We start from the raw sequence: 16,831 nt of genomic DNA on the forward strand, positions 1-16,831 counted from the left end.
TAATATGCCACATTAAAATTATGGAAAGTTAATATGCGTAGTTCACCGGTAAATCACTGAATTTTAGAGTGTTTTACAGAATAGTAGAATGGTAATAGTCATAACCATATTGTTGTCATAACCTTTGTTATGGAAAGCTATACATAAGAAAGGAGAATCACTAAGAAAAGGAGCTTTAAAGAACGAGTAACATTAATTTTTTATATAATTGCAGTATCTTTCAAAGTGGCACTGTTTGACCGAAACAGGTGGCACCATCACTCCGAAATAGCCAACAATTTAACACACTAGGACTTACATCGGTCCATTCAGACCATCCACAATCATTTTGAGCTCTTATTTGAACTGATATATTATAAGAATAAGGTCTTAAAGTAACCTGAGAATGATCACTGTACGAATATTTATAAGTTATATAAGCTCCAGAAACATTCCATTGCCAATCAATAGGGTTTATACCAGTATCATGTGTAGCTTTAACTTCAGTAGGTTGATCTCTACATAAGGTATAAACCGGTGTATTTGAATAAGGATCTCTCAATCTTATATCAGCAGGAATGATGGTTCCTATTTGTAAATTTTTAGTCAAAATAATATTATTACAAACCGCCCCGTTTAAATTTACTGTTGCCTTTAATTGAACATTGCCATCACTCTGTCCTTGAACCGAAATGGTGGTAGTTCCTTGTCCAGAAATTATTGTGGCATAATTATTAGTTAAGGACCATGTAATACTAGCTTCTACCGGGATATCGATTGAATAAGTTTCTATTGAATTACTACATAAATTACTACTTCCATCAATTTCTGAAATATTATTCAGTTCATGTAAGCAATCGGAATTAGAGCTGATGAAATTTTCAATACGTGTTTCAGAAGCGTTGGAAAAGAAAATAGGTATAGCTTTTTCTCCCTGACACATAACACTGGCATTGGGTGTGCCACATTGAATTCCATCTTCATGTATTCCATTAAGGTTATGTCCAATTTCATGACCAGTGGTTCTAAACGCTGCTAATCTATCAACAGTGAAACTATTTGCATCAGGGCTTAAGCATACATCCCCTATACCCGAAGCTCTACCAAATAAAAATCCTAGGTTTTTTCCAGTAAAAAAATGAACTAAATCTCTTTCTACATTCGCAAAATTATTTTGCCATGTACTACTAATTTCAGAAATAATTGAGGCTCCATTTGTGGAAGTGTAAGGATCACTTGAAGTAGTCCAAACATTTTGTTCTACAATCACAATATCCATATTAAAAATATCGGAATAGACACCCTGAATATTATTGAATTCCCCAAGAATTCTATTATTGGAATTATTACCATAATCGTTAAAATATTCAAAATCGGCATCAGTTGCCACCTCCAAAATTCGACAATTGGTATTAACTGATTGTTGAAAATAGGAATTGGTAACTTTTTTATCAATTTTTGATTCATCGGTACCGCACTCTCCCTCATCATTAATTATTTTATCAACGGAATATAGTACAAGCTCATTAGGGGGGATATTTTTCTGTTTTGTTACATATTTAAGCTGATCAAGGACATATAATTTTTCATTTGTTTCAATTATTCCATATACGAAATCTTCCGACACGGTTAGTCTAACATTTCCGCCATTAATTAATCTACCTTTAAAAATTTTTGTAGCTCTTGTAGACTGTCCAGTTTTAAAACCTTCTGAGTTCATAACATTTTCAGAATAGGACGAGGAACGAATTTCGTTAGGGTTTAAAATTAAGCTGTAACGATGTTTGTCTGATATTTCCAATAAAATTCTATTCTCTTGTGAATAATTTAAAAGCTCATTTAACCTATTTAAATCTAGTTGGAATACTTCATATTCTTCTAAGAGACTTCCTAATTTTTCATTTTCTTCTAGTGGTATCCCTCTAACTTTTTCTTGACTTTAAGTTAAAAATTGTAAAAAACAAAAAACAAAAATAAGAGTAATTTTTTTCATCATATTGTAGTTTTTTAATTAATGTTCACTCATCTTCTTGGATATTACTTAGCTCTATAGGTAATGCACAAATGTCTTCAGTTTCAAAGGTTTCATATAAGCTTCCGCTAAAGATGACCTTCATTTCATTCATTTTAAATTTATCGGGTAGCTCACAAGGAGCAAGATTTAATATTTGATTTTCGGTTTCATCCTTAATCGTATAAAGAGAAGGACAACTACTTTCATCTGGTGCTATAATAATACCCTTATGATTTAATATTTCTTTTTCTACTTTTCGGTTTTCATTTTGATAGCAAGTAGAGTTAAGTTCTTTCTCTTCTTGAGAACAACATATAGCTATAAATATGGTAGTAAATAATAATACTTTCATTGACATTATTTTTGCGTTATGTTTCATTTGTTCCATTACGTTCGCATTGTAGATTGTACTTTTATTTTGAATTATAAAGACACTTTATGTTAATAAGATGTACGAAAATCAAAAAGGTTGCTTGTAATTATGTTAAATTTACAAAAACATTCTTTATTTCACTATTAATGGTGAAAAGTAAAGAGAAGCAAGAGGGTAACGGGCAGAGCCCGTTACATTTTACGCAACACATTAATTTTTAGTTGTTTATGTTTTAATTCAACTTGATTATTAGGCAGATTTGCGACAAATGGTCTGGGAAGCCTCAAAAACAGGCTCAAACTTGCGACAAAATGATGGAAGATAAAATAGATGATTTTAAAAAAGTAGAAAATTAAATATGTTCCCGGTTTAATTAAAAACTTTTACTTTAATAAACCACTCACCACTTTCCTTCCACTTCTCAGAAGCTCCATTTCAGCAAAAGAGGTTCATTATTAATTGTCTTGGACATGAGCCAAAAAGCTTAGCATATAAAATACGCAAAGAATAATACCAAATGAGCTTTTTGACTCAAGTTCCACTAGGCGGTAACTAAAATTTACCGATCAGTATTTCAGATTTACTTTTAAATACCTTCTAGCTTCACCTTACCTTTTGCTGTTAAAAAACAAGCTTTAAAATTTACCGTAGCGCATAAACCGCTTTGCTATTTATAGCTCCTTCATAATTTTAAAGCCTGAAGACGAAGGAGCATCAAAAGGTAATGCGATGGCACTGGAAGAAGTAAATAAAAACTCGGAATAAACCGTTTCATCCTGATCTTCACTATTTTTTCTTTTCGCCGGCAAAAGGAAAATGCTTAAGATGAAAAAAGTAAATTGTTAAAACAGGTTTTTAAAAACTATATTTTTAAATATTCGGGTTGAAGTTATAGAGACATATAACACATTGATTATTTATAAACAAAATTGTTTATATTTGTGGTATGAATAATCTTTTAAAATATAAAGGAATTCACCCGGGAATTGTTTTAAAACGTGAGCTAAAAAAGCGTTCCATAAAACAACGTCCCTTCGCTATTGCCATAGGGGAACATCCGCAAACTTTGAATGCCATTACCAATGGGAAAAGAAGTCTTAATACACCCCTGGCACTAAAAATTGAAAAAAAACTCGGGCTGGAAGAAGGCGCCTTGGCAATTTTACAGACGTATTATGACATAGTAAGAGAAAAAGAAAAGCTCCAATCAAAAACACCAAATTTGTCCCTGCTTAAGGAATCCTTGTTTTGGGATACCAATATCAATCAAATTGATTGGCAGAAGCAGCGTAAGGCCGTTATCAACCGCATTTTTGAGCGCGGCAACGAAACTGAGAAGAAGGAAATTATTCGTTTTTATGGGAAGCAAATAGTAGATAATGTCCTTCGCTCAGTAGTTAGAAAACCTTATACGGTTTCAACAGAATAATCATCCAGTATGCTCCATTATAATACGGTAACCCCACTACTTCGTAATAGTTTGATTCAGCTTATGGCTGTAAATGAATTTAATGGGTTCCGGTTAGTTGGCGGTACCGCGTTGAGCCTGCAAATTGGTCATCGGGAATCTATTGATATTGATCTTTTTAGTGATACTGAGTATGGATCTATTGATTTTAAAAGTATTACGACCTATCTGGAAAAGACTTTCCACTATGTTGATCATTTAGAAATAGAGCCGGCCTTTGGAAAATCATATTTTATAGGGGAAAATGAAGAAAAAGCCATTAAACTGGATGTTTTTTATACGGATAGTTTTATAAAGCCACCACTTGTAGAAGATTTCATACGTATGGCTAGCCTGGAAGAAATTATTGCTATGAAAGTAGATGTAGTTCAACGTGGAGGCCGGAAAAAAGATTTTTGGGACCTGCACGCGCTTTTTAATTCCTACAATTTAGAGCAAATGTTACAACTACACGATAAACGTTATCCTTATAGTCACGACAAAAAATTAATTCTTAAAAACTTCACGGATTTTACCGAAGCTGATGATGATTTTGATCCTATTTGCTTATTGGGAAAATACTGGGAGTTTATTAAAGACGATATTGAAAGTGTTGTTTCAGATTATATTCAGAATCATTAAATTTTAAACGATCACTTACCCCTTAAACATCTCTTTTTTTTATTGCGACCATCGGGAGCAATCAAGATTGTGCCCACAGGCACACATCTTGCATTACTTTTCGAATTATAGCATTTTTTATAATTAATAGTCTTGGCAATATTTTCCATGAGGCTTTTTTATATTTACAAAATAAACTAACGGAATAATGACCACAGAGAGAATACGGGAAATTTTAAAAGAAGGAGAAGGCCTTGAAATTGAATTTAAAACTTCGACATTCGAATTAAATAAAGACGTCTTTGAATCTATTTGTGCATTTCTTAACCGGAAAGGCGGTCATTTATTGTTGGGAGTTAAAGATGATGGCACTGCTCAGGGAATAATAGAAGATTGCCTGGAAGATATAAATAATAATATTGTTACCCTTGCTAACAATCCCCAAAAGCTTAATCCGCCATTCTATTTATCAACGCAGATTGTAGATTATGAAGATAAAAAGATAATTTATGTTTTTGTTCCCGAGAGCTCCCAAGTCCATAGTACCAATGGGAAAATATTTGATCGAAATGAAGATGGTGATTTCGATATTACCCGTCAAACTGAACAGGTGACCCAACTCTATCTTCGAAAGCAAAGTATTTATTCCGAAAACAAAATTTATTCTCATTTAGGTATAAATGATTTTAAACAGGATCTTTTCAGTCGGGTTCGTACCCTTGCCAAAAACCAAAGAGCCGATCACCCCTGGCAGGATATGGACAATGAAGAATTAATGCGGTCATCCGGATTATATAAACGTGATCATCAGACCGGAAAAAATGGTTACACCTTAGCTGCAGTATTATTATTTGGTAAAGATGAAGTGATACAAAGTGTATTACCACACCATAAAACAGATGCAATCCTAAGGATTGAAAATACTGATCGTTATGATGATCGAGATGATATTCGAACCAACCTGATTGAAAGTTATGATAGGCTTATGAATTTTATTAGAAAGCATTTGCCTGACAAGTTTTATCAGGAGGGCGAACAGCGAATCAGTTTGAGAGATCATATTTTTAGGGAAATCATTGGAAACCTGTTAATCCACAGGGAGTATGGGAATGCCTTTCCGGCGAAACTGGTCATTGAAAAGGAACGGGTGATTACTGAAAACTGGAACCGGCCACATGATAGTGGCATTATAGACCCTGCAAATTTTTCACCTTATCCTAAAAACCCTGTAATTGCAAAATTTTTTAAAGAAATAGGCAGGGTTGATGAATTAGGCTCTGGGGTACGCAATACTTTTAAGTATTGTGGTATTTATACACCAGGAACCAATCCTCAATTTATAGAAAACGACGTATTTAAGACTGTTATACCATTAAAACCCGAGCAGAATAATATTGTTAATACTACCAATGATTGGGAGGAAGTTCGGAATAAGTTCGGAGAAAAGTTGGGAGAAAGTTCGGAAAAGATTTTAGCGTTGATTTACAGTGATCGGTATATCTCGGCCTCGGCAATGGCCGAAATAATAAATATCTCAGAAAGAGCTGTAGAAAAACAAATTGCAAAATTAAAAGAGAAAGGAATCCTCAAAAGAATTGGGCCTAATAAAGGCGGCTACTGGAAGATAATTTTTTAAACGCTTCTTGTTTAAGATAAAGAGAAAGGCTGGTCAATGGAAGTAAATTTAATAAGTTCTTTATTTAAAGGCCGAACCGATGTATTCGCAATTCATTGGCAAAAGGGAAAGAAAAGTGGATATATGCCGGCTTATAGCTACGACCCTTATATGTATCGATTGCATAAAATGAAAGGGGGCTCGTTTAAAAATTATAAAGACAAAACCCACCAACCATTAACCGATTACCAAATTGAAAAACACCTTAACGGTAAACAATTAATAGGAATTTACCCTTTACTGAAAGATAATACTTCTTGGTTTATCGCTGCTGATTTTGATAAGCATAATTGGATTGAAGAATGTCGGAAATTAATTGAAATTTGTTCTGATAATAATTTGCCAGCGTACTTGGAAAGATCACGTTCTGGTAACGGCGGACACGTTTGGATATTTTTCGATGAACCTTATCCGGCATTTAAAAGCAGAAAAATTTTAATCAGCTTAATGGAGAAAGCTGGTTTGTTTTCCATTTTTGAGAAAAACTCCAGTTTTGATCGGTTATTTCCAAACCAAGATTATCACTCTGGCAAGGGACTGGGCAATCTTATTGCCCTACCATTCTATAAGCCGGCAATAGAGAAAGGAAATAGCTGCTTTGTTGATCCAAATTCTAAGGAGTTAACACCGTATCCTGATCAAGAGAAATTCTTAAGTACAGTTGAAAAAAATTCCATTGAAGATCTTGATCGATTATATAATTTGCTAGGAATTGAAACAAAGAATAATCCAGGTATAAAAAATAGTTCAGCAACACTCCAAATAAGTCTGAAAAATACTTTGCGTTTAAATAAGTCGGGAATTAATTCAAATTTGCTCCATTTTTTAAAAGAAGAATTGAATTTTGCTAATTCTGAATTCTTTATAAAGAAAAAATCTGGCAAAAATACCTGGGGAACACAGCCCTATTTCACTTGTATTGAAGATACGGAAAAAGAGATTATTCTACCACGAGGTTTTATTGGAAGGCTAATTCGTTACTGTAATAGCAAAAAGTTTTGTTATGATTTCCACGATAGAAGACAAAAACAAGCATCCGTAGCATTCTTTTTTGATATAGAACTTCGCTCACACCAGCATTTAGCAATTGAAGCGGCTTCAAAGAAAGATTTCGGAATTATTTCTGCTCCACCGGGTTCTGGAAAGACCGTTATGGGCTTGAAGATTATTGCAGAAAAAAGACAGCCAGCACTTATAGTTGTGCATAGGAAACAGTTAATGGAACAGTGGCTTGAACGAATTATATCCTTCCTTAGAATTCCTAAAAATGAAATCGGAAAAATAGGTCAGGGAAAGGCTAAAGCGGGAAAGAAAATTACCGTTGCTATGATCCAAAGTCTGGGGAAACACCTTGAGAAGCAGGAATCAAATGAATTCACCCGATCTTTTGGTACAATAATCATTGATGAATGTCATCATATACCGGCCAAATCATACAGAAATACAATATCAAAATTTTCCTCGTATTATCAATATGGTTTAACTGCTACCCCCTTTCGAAAAGGTAATGATGAAAAGTTACTCTTTGCATATTTAGGAAATAATATTGCAGAAATAAAATCTACGGATATAGATGAATACAAGCGTCCAAGGATTGTGATTAGAAATACTTCCCTGGATATTCCTTTTAATTCCAAGACCGATACATTTGAAACCTTATCAAAAATCCTGATTCATGATTCTTCCCGAAATAAACTCATTCTAAATGATGTAGAGACTGAACTAAAATTGGGAAAAAAGGCTGTTATTATTACCGAGCGAAAAGAACATATTGAAACCTTGAACCAATACCTCAAACAATCTTATGAATCTATAACCTTAAGTGGGGATGATTCTGAGGCAAAGCGTACAACCAAATGGAAACTACTGAATGAAGGGAATTACCAGGTTTTAATTACTACTGGTCAGTTTTTTGGCGAGGGCAGTGATCTTCAGAATGCTTCCTGTCTTTTCCTGATCTACCCTTTTTCCTTCAAGGGTAAGCTAATTCAATATATTGGACGCGTACAACGTTCAGAGCTTACACCAGTCATTTATGACTACCGCGATTATAAAATCGATTATCTGAACCGTCTATTTCTTAAAAGGAATAAACATTACAGACATTTTGATAAACAGGCGACTTTGTTTGATGACGAAAGAAATACAATAGTTTCTTCTCAACTTTTAACGATTGACAAGAAAGTTAAAATAGCAATAACTGATCTTGATTTCCGGTATGGAGCCGTTGCCTTTAATTATCAACCTTCTGAGCTTAATAACCCCCTTGAATTTGAAATTGAAAATGATGATTTACGGCCTGAATTTGATGTTTTAAAACCTTATTTCTCCAAAACATTAAAATCAAAGTATGTTGAAGTTGAAATTTATGCAGAATACGAAAACAAGGTCTTAATGGCTCAATCGGCTTATTCAAGAGATATAGATAACATCAACCAGGAGCTTATAGAAAGTGTAAGATTCAGATTTACAGAAAAAAATATTTCAGGTAGGAATTATTCAGATAAAGCAAATGGTGGTCTATTAGATCTTGAAGATTTACAGGATAGGAATAATACAGCTCTTTACAATTCCGAAGAAGATTTAATAAATGAATTATTAAAGAATAAAGATGTAAAGCATTTTCGACAAATACGCTACTTGGCTTTAAAACACGAAAGTAATATTATGAAACTTCGGTTTGTTTTACAGCCCTTTTCGTTTGTTTTCCTGATCCTAGGAAAGGAAGCATATCATCTTATCCTGGAAACTTTAGATACTGAAGAAGCAACTTATATATGGCACTTTGAAAGATTAGAGGAACTACAGAGTGATATCAATCTGGTTGATAAAAACTTAAATCTAATTCGAAATAAAGGCCGGCAAATTTTTTTAGAATCTCCTCCTGAAAATTTTAGCAGAATTGTACACGATTACTCCAACAAGCGTAAGGGTTTTATAATTTGGAAAAGCACGCTGGAAGAAAGGCTTTTTTAATAACCCATTATTTTTGTATCTTTAAAGCACCAAAGACGATCAAATATTATTAGTCTTATTGTTCTTTCTATTTTAGTGAATGATTCGGTGAATATATCCAGAATTTAGAATACAAAGTCGCGGTTTTAAAGGTCTTGTGAAGCCTAAAAAACTTCCTGCCACCCCGACTTTTACAAGTTATATTTTAACATAAAAAAAGGGTAATTGTATGGTTTTCATATAGTTACCCTTTCTTTTTTGTGCTCAAATTTTAACAAATAGTGTTAAAATTTATGTGAGTTCATCGTGAGTTTACTGCGAATTTGTGAGCTATTTTTTTGTACTTTTAGCTTACCGGTACTTCATAATTTCGTATTGGTAGTTTGACCTTCGCCTTTATTAATTGTTTCATTTAAACAACAAAGCTATGCGTACCAGTCAAACCTTTTCCATTTCTTTTATTATCCAAAAAAAGAAAAAACAACCAAACTTAGCTATTCTCTATGCCCGAATCACCGTAAATGGTAAATCCCTTGAAATCAGTTTAAAACAAACTATTCCGTTTGACAAGTGGAATCCAGCTGCCAGTAAACTTACTGGTAACAGTTCTGAAAGCCGGCTAATCAATAAAAAAATTGATGAAACCAAGGCCCAGCTCTATAAAACCCATTACAGTCTTTAAAAAAATGACTTCCCAGATCTCAAGTACCCCAAGCGTAACCAACAAACTTGATAATGACATTTTTCAACTTCACCTGGTTTAGGGCTTGTACTTAGCAGTTGAGTTTTTAATAAAAGGAATAGTTTCTTTTTTGGAATTTTCAAACCCATAATAGGCAGACTATCTAAATCAAGTATGATAAAATTAAAAGTGCTGTTGGAAAAGTCTTCTTAGGGAAACTATTCAATTTTCAATCATTTTTCAAGGTTACAATATTAAATGGCATTACTAAGAATATTTTAATGACTCTTTAAGAGAAATTTTAAGCAAACTTCTGTAAATTAAGAGTTATGAAAATTAATGGAATTACATATTTAATATTTACCAGTATACTTCTAGTAGTAATAACGGTCATGGTATTTTTTAATACCGCTTTTCCCGTAGTTTTCTATTTAACCTGTATAGGCCAAATTCTTCTGATTTTTACTGTTTATAAAATCCTTACCGAAAATTATAAAACAGAAAAAACCTTTGATGATTGGTATGAAGATTATCCTGATAAGATGAATTAAACGAAGTCTATTGAACTGTAAAAATCTTCGTTATCGATATAGGTTTCCCCTCGTTCGTAAATCCCTCTAGATTTATTTCAAAATCGCCATCTAAATCTGAAGTATAAAATCGGAGGTCATCTTTATCAAGTTTGGCTTCAGGATTCCACCAGAGTTGATATCTATAATCCGGGATTCGTTCCAAGTCTTCAATTTTATAATTAGGACTATAATATCTCTTTTGGTTTTGCGTGGTAATAACTTCTGTAGATTTAATATAATCTTCTCTAAATTCATCTGGAAAATCTCCTTCTTTTGTTTTCACTACAACCACTCCCTGATATATTTCAGGACCAAAAAAGAATTTGCTTCTAAGAAGACCAATACTTTCAATTCTTTCAGTTTCAAAAGAGGTTAATTTATCGTGATCCTGCACCACTACCCCATCTACAATTAATAATGCAGGTAAGGTAAACTCTCCATTGGTATTCTGGTTTCGCACTAAAATGCTATGGCTCCCATCATCATCATTAGTTTTTACTCTTCCATATTCAATAATCTCTACAAAAGTTTGCGTGACCTCAGGAAATCTTGTGTAATCATCTAAATTGAATTTATGAAGTTTATTTCCAAAGAAATATCCTTCTTCCTTCGGATAAACCGATCGATCTGCTTTTGTTGCTGAATAAGCATTTTCAATTTGATTGTTTACGCTTTTCTCAAGAATATATTCTTTAAAACCTTTGTAAATTAATGGCTTTTCGAAGGTTAATTGCGAAATGTCTGCTTGTACAGTTTGTTTTAGCGCAATGCTAAAATCATCCTGCTTATAATCTACCAGCTGTAATAACAATTCATCTACAGCCAGGAAATTATTCATAGTAAAATTAAATTCACCATTTTCATCTACAGAAACAATATTCACCTGACTTTCTTCGCCGGGAAATGAAACCATTAAATTTTTAGTCTGTAATACTTTCTTATCCTTTCCGATTATTCTACCCGTAATAAGCGAACCTCTAACTTCGGGCAGGATTATAGTATCAGAAAAATTCCATCGAATATTGTTATAAATCTCAGTGAAATTGGTACTTCTATGCCTGCTGGGTTTATTAAAACTATTTATTCGCCTTACAGAGATTGAAAAATTACCCTTTATTTTCTCAGTATTATCAAGTGATAATACTACTTCTTCCCTGTTTAAAAAAGAATCTTTATTTAGAGTTAAATCAAAATCAGATAAAGTTTCAGTTTTTGAATCTTGGGATATAGCGTCTATGCTATCTTTAAGGATAAGGCCTTCATTTTCCTTTTGATAAGGATTTAAAATATGAATGTCCTGTTTAAAATAATTTTCTTCAGCATTCAACATCCAGGAAGTATAACCCAAAATTTTATATGCTCCAGAAGGTAGATTTGAAGGAATAAAGAAATCTGAATAAGACTGGCCTTGCTCAAGATTTAATTTATGTTTAAAAACTTGTTCCTTATCTGAATTCACTAAAATCACCCATCCAATTTTACTTAGATCACTTAGCTTGTTTGTTTCACTATCAAGACAGTAAAACTTATAAAGCAATTTTTCTCCGCTAAATAATAAACTACTATTTAAGTGAAGATAAACCTGTTCTTTTGGCACTTCATTTTGGAGAAAATTTTCATCTTCTGAAGTTTGCGCATTAGACCAGTTTGTCAATGCCAGGGCAACAAGGAGAAATATTGAAATCTTTTTGATCATTATTTTAGTTTGAAATTAATCTTCCCAAAATTCAGGCTTTTCATTGGTGCCAAAAACTGTACAGTCCACACAACTTCTTGGTACCACTTGAATTCCGCCACTAGGGGTCGTGGATGACCATCTTACTAAATTTTGTTCTATTTGTGATATTAAAGTGGAAATATCTGGAAGTGTCTCTTCACAGCGTGCAAAAGATACAAACCTTGGCCTGATACTTTCTGGATCATAGAAATCTTCATAATTAAAATAGGTTCTTTTGGTTGAAACTGAAGAAATATCAAAATAGCCAATAACCTTTTCTTCGGGGTCATTAATGTTTGAAATATTTCCTGCAAAAAACCCCGGCTGACTTTGAGAAAAAAGATTATCTGAACCGGAAAGTTCTTTCAAAATCTCGTAATAGGCATATGCATCCCTACTAATCACAAATTGCTTTACAAGAAGACTATATCTGTTTGAAAGGCTAGGATCATCTGAGGGTATAAATTTAATTAGCAGATCATTTACCCTATCTTCTGAAAGTGAATTGGTAGTAGCTAATAGTATTTCCTGAGAATCATTGCTGCGGTAACATGTATATTCTTCCTTTTGTTTGGGCACTTCAACAGGCTCGCCATCTACAAGAATTAAATCATTCACTTTAAAATAATTTGCATTGAATTTAAATGTCTCTATATATTCATAGCGATAATAAATGGCAGAACCGTTAGAAGTATGGTTGTTTAAAGTGATGGCTACGCCATTTTCTCCACGGTAATCGATTCTGTTTGCTTCCAGTTCACCAATACTGCTGGTGCCGGGTAATTGCATAGGTGCAGATTCGTATTCTTCACCATTTGTGAGAATATTCAATTGGTAATTAACTCCTGTTTGGGCAGCAAAACTATCCCTGGAAATATAAATCCCGGGTTCGGTTTCTTCAAAAATATATTCGCTATTTCCTGTTACTTTTATATTAGCCCCAGATAAGGGATTGGGACCAGCAGTATCTATTGCAAAAGCCTGTGATAATTTAATTTGGTGCTGCTTTAACTCGTTGGTAATAGTTCCTTCTATAACTATAACGTCCTCGAAGCCTTCAGATTCCAGTGGAATTTCTTCTACACAAGAAGATAACGTCGCTATTATAGCGAATAGAATCAGCGTGTTTTTATATTTTAAAAGTAATTTCATCAATTTAATTATTTAAAATCTAAAATTGTAGGTGATAGTAGGAATTGGAATAGAGAAAATAGAGCTTTGATATGCCTTTACTTCTCCTCCATCGGTCACGAAAAATACCGAATAAGGATTATTTCTTCCCAAAACATTATAAACTGAAATATTCCAAAAGCTATGCGCGAATTTTTCAATTTTATGATTTCCTTCGACATTAAAACTCAAATCCAAACGGTAATAATTGGGGATTCTGAATTGATTCCTATCACTATACAGTACATATTCAGAATTATTAAAATTATATTTTCCAATTGGATAGGTTACCGGCCTTCCGGTTTGATATACAAAGTTAGCTGAAAAGCTAAAACGTTGGGTAAGTTTATAATTTAAGACTGCGCTAAAATCGTGAGGTTTATCAAAGTTTGTTGGAAAAAACTCTCCGTTATTTACCGTTTCTTCCTGTGAATCACCAGCCAGTTTTATAAATGATCTGGAATAGGTGTAGCCTAAATATCCATTTAATCTTCCTTTGTTTTTTCTAATAAGAAATTCTGCACCATAAGCTTCACCTTCGCCCTGTAAAACTTCAGTTTCAATATTTTCATTTAAGAAAAGATCGGCACCAATTTTATAATCTAAAAGGTTGTCTGAAGTTTTATAATACCCCTCTAAACTTAGCTCATAAATATTCTCATCAAAATTCTTGAATAATCCCAGGGCGAATTGATTAGCCCTTTGTGGTTTTATATAAGAATCTGAAAGTTTATAAGTATCTGTAGGGGCGGCTGTAGTATTGTTCGATAAAGTGTGAATGTATTGATAGGTGTTGTTGTAACTTAATTTAGTTGAAAATGTCGGTGTTAAAAAATACCTGCCCGAAACCCTAACTTCAGGCCCTCCATAAGTCTCTATCACCTCACCATTTTCGTAGTTTTCCACACCAGTAGTGGTATTGTCATTTCGAGGTAGCCCCTCTTCATAGGTGTTTATTTGAGCCGGACCAAAAGCAGTATAAAAGGAATATCTTAAGCCTGCATTGATTAAAAGCTTTTCGGTTACTTCAAAACTGTCCTCAATATAAACGGCCGTTTCTACAGCTCTTTCCTTTGGAATACTGAGTTGTTCAATAAGGGATTCTGAACTGCCAGGATTAATTTGACCCGGAGAAACCATATAATATTTACCGTTAATACCATAATTAAAAGTATGGGCTTTGCTATGAAAATATTTCATTTTCAATTTTACTTCAGATTCATTAATCGTGTACCCCGATTCAAAATCATTTCCAAAATCACTTTCATAGTCTAAATTGAAATCATAATTACTATTAGTAATCACTAGTTCTCCCTTATGTTTTTCATTAAAAAACTTATTATAGGAAAGAGAAACCATTCTGTTTCTATAACTAAACAGGGAATCTGAAGTGATACTATAAACGTCATCGCTGTAATATCCGCTTACATTTAACTCGTCATTATTGTCGAATTTATGATTGTATTTCGCCACTGCGTCATAAAAAGAAGCCTGACTACCCTGTAAAGACTCTTCTTCCAAAAGGTTCAATATCCAATCAGAATAAGTACCTCGGCCACCAACTATTAAACTCGATTTACCTTCTACTATGGGAATTTGAAGACTTACATTACCCGTAACCGGACCAATAGAAACTTCTCCGGCAAATTTTTCCTTATTTCCGGTCTTGGTGTTCAAATCAAAAACCGAAGATAACCTGCCTCCAAATTCAGCAGGGATACTTCCTTTATAAATACTTACATCACCGGTAGTAAATGGATTTAGTCCAGAAAAAATTCCGAAGAAATGAGTAGGATTATAGATCACACCTTCATCAAGTAGAATTAAATTCTGATCGGTTTTTCCACCTCTAACATTGTAGCCGCTAGCAGCTTCACCTGCAGTGGAGATCCCCGGCAGGGTGGTTGCCACCTTTAAAATATCTCTTTCCCCTAAAACAAGTGGTATGTTTTTTATTTGCGCGACGTCTATTCTTTCCACTCCTGTAAGAGCCGTACGCACATTATCCCTGGCATTTGCTTCTACCAAAACTTCGCCTAGCTCTTCAAAACTTTCTTCCAGTTGCAAATTTAAAACGCCGTCGTTATAGACTACCAAACGCTTTTTCACCTTATCTACACCCAGAGCCTGAGTTTCCAGAATATTTATTCCCTTGGGAAGTCTAATTTCGTAATTCCCATCAATATCGGTGATCGTCCCCTTATTTTGATTGGGAATCAAAATATTTAATCCTGAAATTGGATCTCCTTTTTCTGAAATCACTCTACCGGAGAGTTTATATGTACTTCGCCCGGATTGTCTATCTTCTTTTCCAATTAGAACCGTTTCAACTACTTCTGTTTGTTCTTCATTATCATTGTAGAATACTGGATCGGCACTCTGGGTTTCTTCTACAGCTACTGTAGTTTCTTCCTGATTTTCTAAAAAGCCTTCCGGCAATCTATCATAAATTATACTTCCGCGAGTAAGAATAATACGGTTCCCTCTAATGAAGTAATTAATATTAGTTTCTTCCAGTATACCTTCAAGGACTTCAGTTACTTTCGTTTGTGAATACTCCCCCGAATACTTGGCAACCCCAAACCAATCATCTTCAAAGAAGAATTGGAAATTTGTTTTTGTTTCAATTTCAGCTAGAATATCAGGCAATTCTTTATTGCTGAAGCTTAAAGATATCTCTGGATCAGTTGTTTGGGAATAAGTAAATGGGAAATATAAAATTAATATAAGGAGTAAAATTTTTCTCATTCTGTAATTTCGTTTGTAGCAGTTGAAATCAGATCATTCATCTTTATGGCCAGGCTATTCATAAAAACATCAGGATTATCGCGAGATCGCTTCCTATTACTGTTATAAAAACTTCTTATTTCATTTTTTAAACCAGGAAATTCCAAAAATAGATCTCTTCGGTTAACCAGCTCAAAAAATTCATTGTTAAATTGAAATATATAATCTGGTTTTCCTGTGCTAAATTCACTGTAAGCTACAGTCTTATCCCTAATCTCCATTCTGTTCTTAAGGTGTCTTTTAAAAACCTTAAACTCGCCTTCTTCATTTATAACCTCGTAAAAACCTTTGCTATCTGAATCATTATCAACTTTTAAATACTTGAATTTATGATCGTAGATTTGAAACTGATTTACCTTATCACCTATTAATTGAATAAATAAATTTCTTTGTCCTTGTTGAAGGTTTACCAGTAATAAATCATCGTAGATATTATATTTTAAAGGCACATTATAGAAAGTTTGTCCATCGTAGTTTACAGATCCATTCTGAAACTCTTCATTTTTAAAAAATTTATGTTTTTCGTTTATTATTCTATCGGTTTCCACGTATTCAATTCCCCGAAATAAAATAGAATTTTCAATTCCGGTTTGCTGATCGTACCAGGAATAGATTTTTTCTTTCGAATAATTCTGAGAAAAAGTGGAAAGAGAAATCAAAAGAAATGAAGAAATAAGAAGGTAGTTTTTGTACATTCAATAAGTAATAGATAAATAATCCATAATATTTCTGGAAAAATACAAAATAAAATATTTATTCCTCATCGTTATAGTTTTAAAATTAAAAATAATTTGAAAATTTTAAAAACCTGAGAACAATCATAAATTACATCTAATAGA

12 protein-coding genes are annotated in these 16,831 nt (G+C 33.4%); 6 read left to right on the plus strand and 6 right to left on the minus strand.

Translation table 11 applies throughout. From position 1 onward, the window contains the following. Nucleotides 1-220 precede the first annotated feature (220 nt). Both LB465_RS16755 and LB465_RS16760 read right to left on the minus strand, forming a co-directional pair. Nucleotides 221-1,699 (minus strand): M12 family metallo-peptidase, encoded by a 1,479-nt coding sequence (locus tag LB465_RS16755; protein WP_224471075.1) that lies wholly within the window; start codon nt 1,697-1,699, stop codon nt 221-223. Nucleotides 1,700-1,997: 298 nt separating this feature from the next. Beyond that, nucleotides 1,998-2,345, minus strand: a complete 348-nt coding sequence (locus tag LB465_RS16760) for a hypothetical protein (protein WP_224471076.1) — start codon at nt 2,343-2,345, stop codon at nt 1,998-2,000. 967 nt (nt 2,346-3,312) lie between these two features. Here LB465_RS16760 and LB465_RS16765 point away from each other — a divergent pair. The 6 genes from LB465_RS16765 (at nt 3,313) to LB465_RS16790 (ending at nt 10,297) form a co-directional block, all read left to right on the plus strand. Then, a complete protein-coding gene (locus tag LB465_RS16765) occupies nt 3,313-3,795 on the plus strand; it encodes a helix-turn-helix transcriptional regulator (RefSeq protein ID WP_224471077.1) in 483 nt (160 codons plus the stop codon). A 9-nt stretch (nt 3,796-3,804) separates the two neighbouring features. Beyond that, nucleotides 3,805-4,455, plus strand: coding sequence for a nucleotidyl transferase AbiEii/AbiGii toxin family protein (locus LB465_RS16770; RefSeq protein WP_224471078.1), 651 nt, complete (start codon nt 3,805-3,807; stop codon nt 4,453-4,455). A 187-nt stretch (nt 4,456-4,642) separates the two neighbouring features. Then, nucleotides 4,643-6,070 (plus strand): RNA-binding domain-containing protein, encoded by a 1,428-nt coding sequence (locus LB465_RS16775; RefSeq protein WP_224471079.1) that lies wholly within the window; start codon nt 4,643-4,645, stop codon nt 6,068-6,070. 36 nt (nt 6,071-6,106) lie between these two features. After that, a complete protein-coding gene (locus tag LB465_RS16780; RefSeq protein WP_224471080.1) occupies nt 6,107-9,085 on the plus strand; it encodes a DEAD/DEAH box helicase in 2,979 nt (992 codons plus the stop codon). Nucleotides 9,086-9,491: 406 nt separating this feature from the next. Then, nucleotides 9,492-9,746: an Arm DNA-binding domain-containing protein gene (locus LB465_RS16785; protein WP_224471081.1), complete on the plus strand. Its 255-nt coding sequence runs from the start codon at nt 9,492-9,494 to the stop codon at nt 9,744-9,746. 329 nt (nt 9,747-10,075) lie between these two features. Then, complete coding sequence (locus tag LB465_RS16790; protein WP_224471082.1) at nt 10,076-10,297, plus strand: hypothetical protein; 222 nt, start codon at nt 10,076-10,078, stop codon at nt 10,295-10,297. Between the two features lie 7 nt (nt 10,298-10,304). Here LB465_RS16790 and LB465_RS16795 read toward each other — a convergent pair whose 3' ends face one another. From LB465_RS16795 to LB465_RS16810, 4 genes are read right to left on the minus strand one after another with little or no spacing between them, the layout of a single operon-like run. After that, nucleotides 10,305-12,014: a hypothetical protein gene (locus LB465_RS16795; protein ID WP_224471083.1), complete on the minus strand. Its 1,710-nt coding sequence runs from the start codon at nt 12,012-12,014 to the stop codon at nt 10,305-10,307. Between the two features lie 15 nt (nt 12,015-12,029). Beyond that, nucleotides 12,030-13,187 carry a DUF4249 domain-containing protein gene (locus tag LB465_RS16800; RefSeq protein WP_224471084.1) on the minus strand — a complete coding sequence of 386 codons (1,158 nt, stop codon included), beginning with the start codon at nt 13,185-13,187 and terminating at the stop codon, nt 12,030-12,032. A gap of 12 nt (nt 13,188-13,199) precedes the next feature. Further along, on the minus strand, nt 13,200-15,953 hold the full coding sequence (locus LB465_RS16805) for a carboxypeptidase-like regulatory domain-containing protein (protein ID WP_224471085.1): 2,754 nt from the start codon (nt 15,951-15,953) through the stop codon (nt 13,200-13,202). After that, nucleotides 15,950-16,687: a hypothetical protein gene (locus LB465_RS16810; protein WP_224471086.1), complete on the minus strand. Its 738-nt coding sequence runs from the start codon at nt 16,685-16,687 to the stop codon at nt 15,950-15,952. Before LB465_RS16810 ends, LB465_RS16805 begins: the two co-directional genes overlap by 4 nt. Nucleotides 16,688-16,831: the final 144 nt, after the last annotated feature.

Source organism: Salegentibacter lacus (genome assembly GCF_020164555.1).
Lineage (GTDB): Bacteria > Bacteroidota > Bacteroidia > Flavobacteriales > Flavobacteriaceae > Salegentibacter > Salegentibacter lacus.

Excerpts from the sequence above, each read along its gene's own strand:
- LB465_RS16755 (WP_224471075.1), bottom strand. The coding sequence starts at position 1,699 with ATGAACTCAGAAGGTTTTAAAACTGGACAGTCTACAAGAGCTACAAAA.
- LB465_RS16760 (WP_224471076.1), bottom strand. The coding sequence starts at position 2,345 with ATGAAAGTATTATTATTTACTACCATATTTATAGCTATATGTTGTTCT.
- LB465_RS16765 (WP_224471077.1), top strand. The coding sequence starts at position 3,313 with ATGAATAATCTTTTAAAATATAAAGGAATTCACCCGGGAATTGTTTTA.
- LB465_RS16770 (WP_224471078.1), top strand. The coding sequence starts at position 3,805 with ATGCTCCATTATAATACGGTAACCCCACTACTTCGTAATAGTTTGATT.
- LB465_RS16775 (WP_224471079.1), top strand. The coding sequence starts at position 4,643 with ATGACCACAGAGAGAATACGGGAAATTTTAAAAGAAGGAGAAGGCCTT.
- LB465_RS16780 (WP_224471080.1), top strand. The coding sequence starts at position 6,107 with ATGGAAGTAAATTTAATAAGTTCTTTATTTAAAGGCCGAACCGATGTA.
- LB465_RS16785 (WP_224471081.1), top strand. The coding sequence starts at position 9,492 with ATGCGTACCAGTCAAACCTTTTCCATTTCTTTTATTATCCAAAAAAAG.
- LB465_RS16790 (WP_224471082.1), top strand. The coding sequence starts at position 10,076 with ATGAAAATTAATGGAATTACATATTTAATATTTACCAGTATACTTCTA.
- LB465_RS16795 (WP_224471083.1), bottom strand. The coding sequence starts at position 12,014 with ATGATCAAAAAGATTTCAATATTTCTCCTTGTTGCCCTGGCATTGACA.
- LB465_RS16800 (WP_224471084.1), bottom strand. The coding sequence starts at position 13,187 with ATGAAATTACTTTTAAAATATAAAAACACGCTGATTCTATTCGCTATA.
- LB465_RS16805 (WP_224471085.1), bottom strand. The coding sequence starts at position 15,953 with ATGAGAAAAATTTTACTCCTTATATTAATTTTATATTTCCCATTTACT.
- LB465_RS16810 (WP_224471086.1), bottom strand. The coding sequence starts at position 16,687 with ATGTACAAAAACTACCTTCTTATTTCTTCATTTCTTTTGATTTCTCTT.